At 55.8% G+C, this 7,074-nt stretch carries 4 protein-coding genes; 2 read left to right on the forward strand and 2 right to left on the reverse strand.

Going from position 1 to position 7,074, the window contains the following annotated elements; all coding sequences use genetic code 11:
• Positions 1-1,016 precede the first annotated feature (1,016 nt).
• Positions 1,017-2,636 carry a glycosyltransferase 87 family protein gene (locus JM946_RS29720; RefSeq protein ID WP_218043210.1) on the forward strand — a complete coding sequence of 540 codons (1,620 nt, stop codon included), beginning with the start codon at positions 1,017-1,019 and terminating at the stop codon, positions 2,634-2,636.
• A gap of 267 nt (positions 2,637-2,903) precedes the next feature.
• On the opposite strand, the gene JM946_RS29725 is transcribed toward JM946_RS29720, so the two are convergent.
• The gene (locus tag JM946_RS29725) at positions 2,904-5,066 is read right to left on the reverse strand and encodes an outer membrane protein assembly factor BamB family protein (protein ID WP_322110999.1); all 2,163 of its coding nucleotides are present in this window, start codon (positions 5,064-5,066) and stop codon (positions 2,904-2,906) included.
• Positions 5,067-5,117: 51 nt separating this feature from the next.
• Positions 5,118-6,452: a DUF4185 domain-containing protein gene (locus JM946_RS29730; RefSeq protein WP_203171095.1), complete on the reverse strand. Its 1,335-nt coding sequence runs from the start codon at positions 6,450-6,452 to the stop codon at positions 5,118-5,120.
• Between the two features lie 300 nt (positions 6,453-6,752).
• On the opposite strand from JM946_RS29730, the gene JM946_RS29735 reads away from it, so the two are divergent.
• Positions 6,753-7,074: transposase (locus JM946_RS29735; RefSeq protein ID WP_203171096.1), on the forward strand; the 322-nt coding region annotated here is incomplete at its 3' end.

Here is a 7,074-nt window from a genome sequence, read left to right on the forward strand (position 1 = left end):
CGAACGGCATCAGCACAGGTCACCGGCGCAGGTCCGACGGGAGTACTTGGCCGCCAGCACCAAACTGGCCGCCTGAGAGAAACGAATTACCTGCAACCGTGTGTCCAAGAAATCCTTGACCGCTTCAAAACCAGCGGAGCTTCTAGTTGTTCGGTGCCGACTGACAGGGAAGCTTGCGCTGGCACATGGAGGTCGGCCGGAATCTCAACGCAGGAGAAGTCGGGTGCGAACTGGATCCTCTCATGCCCTTCTCCTCAGCCATAGACAGTTCTCCAACCTCTGACCCCCAACCGCGGCAGCTCAAACGTCGTGCGGAGCTACGGCTCGCTGGAACTCTGATTCAGGGTGACGTGTAAAGCAACTCATCAACCAACCTGTGACGGCAGCGGAGAACGCAATGTCGGGATTGTTTCAGCCGCAAGCCGACTCCCATCTTAGCCGCCCATGCGATGACAAGTCACACCGGATCAAAGAACGCCGCTTCTCTGTGCTTCCATTCGTCCGTGATTGGCGTCATGGTGGGGCTGCCCCAGTCCGGTGGGCATCCGCTCGGTCGATAAGGCACTGAGCAGGGTTGAAGGAACTCGTTGACGCCGATCCGACCACGCCCCATTGTCCGGCAGCGCGGTCTCCTGTCGCAAGGAGATTCATCGGCGTAGATGATGTGGCATCTCTATATCCTATTTGCCACGGCCAAACGTGCGGATCACTTCGGTTCAGGAGTCGCGTATATGCTGAGGCGAGTTGACCAGAATCATAACTCAGTCGCGCCGACACATTGGGTGAGGCATCTATTTCCGGAAACACGATTGGGAAGAGCCGATTGGTTCTTGTTCGCTGCCACTCTGGTGGCTTGTTTCTTCCTATTTCTCCATCCCGATTTACCGATGATAGGCTTTTGTTCTGTGAGCTACTATTCCGGTGGAATTCTCGAGTTCTATGAGAACGCCAAAGTAGCCGCGAGCTCGACTGGATTCCCTAGGGTTTGTGCTTACCTTCCCACAACGTACGCAGTTGTGGCCCTATGGTTGTACCCCCTCAAGATGCTTGGGTTCTCGACGAATGCCGAGACATTTCAAACCTTTTCATCCTTCCTGTCTCAGGTACAAACGCTGCCAACGTTCGAGACATATTGGATCAAAGCTTTGACTTCGCTTTCGTATGCTGCATCGGGCCTTGTGTTCTATCGAATTGCGCTTGTGTATTGGCAAGACGTCGCGCTGGCAAAGTATGCGACCGCGGCGTGGCTGACGATGCCGTTGGCTGTTTTCTCGCAATTCATATTCTCGCAGGTTGATGTATTCTACATTCTGTTGAGCATGCTTGGCATGCTGATGTTACTTAGAAGGCGAGTGTACTTGGCCGCACTTTTCTTCGGCCTCTCTCTAACGTTCAAGTACTTCCCTGCATTTATTTTTCTCCCCTGTCTTCTTGCGTTCGAGAAACGCGTTTCTCGTGTTGCGCTGAGTTGTCTTATAGTCATAGCTCCAGTTGCATTGATTGAACTGGTCTACCACCGATCCGCGTCGTATCAGGAACTTGTGCACGGTTTCTACGCGGTGGAGCTGGTTTACAGTGCTTTGGTATACGTAGGGGGATTGGGAGTTTACCTGCTGTTTGCTGCTTTTACTGTCCTGTGCGGAATCGCCTACTTCACAGACGTGAGCCAGGACGCCCAGCTTCGAAAGGCTGCCTACCTCTGGCTCGCCGCTTCCATCATACCTTTCCTCCTTTTCTTCTGGAGTCCACAGTGGCTGATTCTGGCTGCACCTCCCATTGCTTTGACATCTATGCTGAGCCATCGGTTTGGAATGTATTCAAAGCTTGATCTTTTCGGCATGTTCATGTTCATCGCATACGTATCCATAATGTTCTCACTCAATGTGGATACCGCCATTATCAAGACGGAGTGGCTCGGGATTGGCCTTGATTATTCATTTCTGTTGGGAGAGCTATTCGACTGGTTCGGTACCCACAGTGCCAGCGTATTTCTATCGGGATTCACGGGCTACTTGATCCTCCAGCTCGTACTCAAGTTCAAACACATGGTGGTCGACGTTCCGAACGATGCCCCCTCACCTATCGTTCATTACGGATACGTGCGACGATACTTCTATCTTGGCCTGCTCATCTTTGCTCTGCCAGCCTCGGTTGCAGTGCTCAAGGACGAAATGAACGATGAATCTGTGGTCGGGAACCGATGGGTGTTCTGGGTAGAGACGATGCACTATGGAGAGTTGCGAAGTGGTCGCGTTTTCGAACAGACATTTGTTGCGCAAGATGATTCCATGAACTGGGTAAGTTTGTTTTTGACGACGTTCGGAAAGAAGAGCGTCAACGCATTTGCGATGAAGCGCGACGACGAAGTAGTCTTGGAAATCGTCGACGTGCACGGCCGGGTGATTGCGAGCCTCACTCGCCGTGTATCACAGCTGAGGGACGGTCGATGGAACCGCTTTGCTATACAACTTGACGCCCTAAGAAAGGGCGAGTTGTACACTATTCGCCTGACGTCAGCGAATGCCTCGGTCGGTTGGTGGGCTACCGCGGGAGACTACTATCGAGAAGGCCGCGCGATAGTGGATGGGTCGGCGCGCGATTCGGATTTCGGCTTCAGGATCGGGTTCCCCCGATAGCTCCTAGTATCGCCCACGTAGGTTGATAGTGGCCTACTCATCTCGTCCCTTGACTCAACTAAACGTTAAGACGATGGAAGCACACGGTTCATCGGTTCATCAATGAGCAGATCAATTCATGCCTTGCGCTAGGTAGAGTCTGGAGAACCGCCGTCCAAGGCTTCTTAGCCTGCACTGATTGGCTACGGCCACGTAGCTGCTCCTACACGAGATCACCCGCTTCGGCAACGTCCGCTGGCTTCGATCCTAGTATCCGTCTCACATCGATCACATTCTGTTCTCCGCCAGGTGAAATACCCAGAGTGTCGTTCCGACCTGCGCGGCCGGTAATTCTGGGGTAAACGAGCGCATATTGACATCCCATGGATTGCCGCCACCTGTCACGACGGCGATGTATTGCCTTCCTTCCACCATGAAGCTCAGGGGAAACGAGCTTGGTGTCTCGTTGAGCTTCACTTCCCACAGTGTCGCGCCAGTTGCACTATCCAAGGCGCGAAATCGGTGATCACGCGACCCCTCGAACAACAGTCCGCCTGCAGTCGCCAGCGCTGCGCTGGCGGGGAGCATGCGGCGTCGCGAACGCCAAGTGACTGTTTGGTTTCGCACATCAAGTGCAACGACTTGGCCAAACTTCCCATCGTGGTCCGGCGGCGGAACTAACGCGTTCAGTGGGTAAGCGAGCTCTCCCGTGGCCGCGTCATAAGACATGTGTATGCACGATTCCGCGAGAGGCAAATATAGATGTTCCGTTTGTGGGTCATAGGCCAAGGTTGGCCAAGCGCGTGCCCCATACGGGCTGGGGCAGATCAATTTCGGCTGACCTGGTACCAGAAGCGCATCCGGATTGATATGCTTTCTGCCATCTGGATCAATGGTCTTAATCAGATTCTGCAATCCCAAGTCGAAAGACCAGAGATACTTCCCCGTGCTCGCATCTAGCGCCTCGACGATCCCAAGCTTGCCGGCCGTCAAGATCGCCTTGCGGACACCATCAGGAGCATGCATTTCGACGATCGTTCTTTCGAACGCCCAATCGAGGTTCCAGACATCACCGGGAAGATGTTGATAATGCCAAACCAGACGCCCGGTGTCGGGATCCAATGCTAAGGTTGTATTCGTATAGAGAGCATTCGCTGAACGCTTACCGCTCGGATTGACTTTGAGCAGGTCTTTGACGTAATAGGTTTGCGCAGTACCGAAATAAACAAGATTGAGCTGCGGATCATAGCTGCCGGCGCTCCACACTGACGCGCCAAAACGTTCTTCGACGGGTGCGCCATTCCAGCTATCACCACCCGGCAAACCCGGCCTCGCGATGGTATTGAAGCGCCACACCTCCCGCCCGGTCTTTGTATCCAGAGCAACGATGAAACATCCCCCGGGGTACTGCTTACCAAAGCAGCCTGACATACCTTGAAATACCTTGCCACGTGCAACAAGCGGCGCAGCCGTGATCACCAATCCGGATTCTGATGGGGCTATCGTGCGATCCCATAGCAACGTGCCCGTTTTCGCGTCGAGTGCCAAGACATGGTTGTCCAACGTGGGAACATATACAGCGCCTTCATGCAAGGCAAAGCCGCGTGGTTGACTGATTGGCATGCGCTTGTTTGTGGCTGCGCGGGTGTATGACCAGATCACATCTCCATTTCGAGCATCCAACGCCTGGACCGTTCCACTATGGTTCACAAACATAACGCCATCGTTCACTAACGGCGCGATTGCATTCGTCCCAGGAGATAACGCCAAACTCCAGGCCAGACTTAGGCTCCGGACGTTGCTCCTGTTGATTTGAGTGAGCGCGCTGTAGTTTTGTGACGATCGCCCGCCGCTCCAGCCCAGCCAATCATTCCGGTTAGGCTCTCGGAGTCTCGCTTCGCTGACAGGTCTAGTCGCCTTGATAAGTGAGGCAAGTCTGTTAAGCGTCGCTCGGCACGTTTCATCACAATTGGCGGTGACAGGCGAGATTGCTGCCCCCTGCTCCGGCGCCGATGGGACGTCTTTGGACTCAACGCCTGATGTGCGAGCGTTGACTAGTCCACTGCGCATGTCCACGAAATCAGTGACTGCCGCATATGTGGCGGCGTCAAGACTCTTCGGAGCGGCAGGCGGCATCCTCGATGCGATGTACATTTGTAGGAAACTCTTCGGGCTGCCTGCCCATTTCTTACGGAAAGCCTCTGTACTCAACGGCGGGCCAAACCCACCTGACAACGTCTCACCATGGCAGGAGGCACAGTTCGCAAGGTAAGCGGCTTGTCCTTCGTCTTCTACGGCGCCCGCCATCGTTTTGCTTTGTACTGGGAAGGCAATGGCGAATACGACGAGCCACGGCATCGTGCCCCGCGCGTACTTGTACGTTAGTCGAGACTGCGGGCCTCCGGAGCTAGGGCGCCGCAGATCCGCAGTGCCAACGAGTTGAAACATCATCGGGATGCTCGTCAGGCAGGTCAACAGCTCCAAGGGATTCTCGCGTCCCGATCAGCTGATGGTGAAATCGACACGTTGAACATTGAACGAGTAGTACGGTGCATGGCTGCGGAACATCTGCGCACGTATTCGCAGCTGCTCCGATGGGATCATGGCTTCGATTTCCTTATTGCGGCGCTTCAACTCAGCGACATACTCCGTCGCTCCTTGAAAGTCCGACCAGACTAGCCAGAAGGACGAACCATCCGGCGCCATCCACTTCGGTGCGATCTGAGGCGAGTAGCAGCGTGCGGCTGTATCGTTGCCGGGTGCCCACGCCTTGTCTTCGTGGATCTGCGTCCAGGGACCCCAGGGGTTCGGTGCGATCCAGAACCCGAGATAACTTGGCCTGTCCCATTCACCGTCCTGGCCGACGCCAATTCCTGACGCCACCATCAGGTAAGTACCGTGCGCGGCGTTGTACACGACACTTGGCACCCAGGTCTGGACGAGGTTCGGAATCTGGCGCTGATCATTGACCCAGCCGCGGGGGAAGGACTGCACGATCTTCCGATTTTGGATGTCTCGTTCCCAGGTAGGCTCGCCTGAGGAGAGCATGCCGCCGAAAAACTCGTACGCGGTGCGATCGAGCATGCTCCGCTTCCGCACTCGGAACATCACGAGCTGATTCATGGTGCCGTCGGTGTTGCCGTTGGTGGCGTAGCCGTACACGTATCCGTCGCGGTTCGCCTCGTAATTTCTGCCCATCTGCAACAGGCTGATGAGGCCGAAGGACTCCTGCGGTTCGTCTAGGAAGAGCATGTTCTCGAGAGATTGCTCCGCGTATGACTCCCAGACGACCGGCGTCGAGCCATTCTGATTGCACCAGGTGCGACCCTGGTCAGAAGAGTAGATGAGCTTCACGCCGTTCCACGGGCGGCCCGATCGCGTTTCGGAAGCTTTCCCCAAGCAGCACATCAGCTGATAGATACGGTCGTCGACTGCTAAGGCTCCGAAGCCGTAGTACGGTGGATTGCAAGCGCTCTGCGGTGGTGGATCGGGATAGGCGTCAGTCTCGTAAATGGCAGCGCGGATTGGATCGCCTTCGATCCAAAGGGCACGAGAGTTGTAGAATCTTGTGGGTGCGGCCGACCACCCGAAGCCGTCCGAGAAGACACTGAACTGCCGGTCGTCGCGTGTCCAGGTCAACGGGAAGATGTCCCCATTGATCTTATGTCTTACGATCTTGTCGTCTCGACGCAGAACTTTGATATGCCTATACGCGTCAGCGCCTTTCCTCGCTTTCGGACTCTGCAGTGCGTACTTTGCGAGGACCTGTGTCGCTGACGAAGCACCCAGGGTTCCCGCGATTGCCTGGGCTACGAAATGCCGCCTGGTTTGCATCATTCGCTGGCTCTCCTCCTTCGCTTGTCAGAGAGCACTCGGCTCACTTCTCAATGTTCTTCTCGTTGTACAAAGAGTGAGTGGCTGATGCCCTCCTTTGACCCCTCCTGAACCGCAGTCGGCATGTCATCAGCCAGATCTCCGACAAAGAGGGGAATTGAGACCTGGTGCGATGACGATAGATCGTCGTGGCTGTTGGGACCGCTTTGTAAGCGTCCGCCCATCACCCTCTAGCCTGACGCAAGTGGTCACGCATCATGTCGCTTGAAGCGGCAAGAGTGTACGTGTCCGCTTGAGGTTCAGATGGACATTACAGCCAAGCGTGACGAAGAGACGACCGGCGAGCGTGCGCGGCGCCGGATGCGCACCCTTCAAGAGAAGCAGGCCATGGTGCTGGAGGCACTCCAGCCCGGCAGCTCAGTGGCTGCCGTGGCCCGCAAGCACGGCGTGAACGCGAACCTGCTGTTTGGCTGGTTGCGCCTGCACCGAAGCGGACTGCTGAGCGAACAGCGACATGGCAAGCCACCGCCGCTGCTGCCGGTGAAGATCGCTACGCCGACGTTAACGCCGACTGAGCCGGCGGCAACTCGCGGTGAGGGCAAGCGCACCAGGCGCCCGACAGATG

The sequence above is a fragment of the Steroidobacter gossypii genome, from assembly GCF_016801985.1.
In the GTDB taxonomy this organism is placed as follows: domain Bacteria; phylum Pseudomonadota; class Gammaproteobacteria; order Steroidobacterales; family Steroidobacteraceae; genus Steroidobacter; species Steroidobacter gossypii.

Excerpts from the sequence above, each read along its gene's own strand:
- JM946_RS29725 (WP_322110999.1), bottom strand. The coding sequence starts at position 5,066 with ATGATGTTTCAACTCGTTGGCACTGCGGATCTGCGGCGCCCTAGCTCC.
- JM946_RS29730 (WP_203171095.1), bottom strand. The coding sequence starts at position 6,452 with ATGATGCAAACCAGGCGGCATTTCGTAGCCCAGGCAATCGCGGGAACC.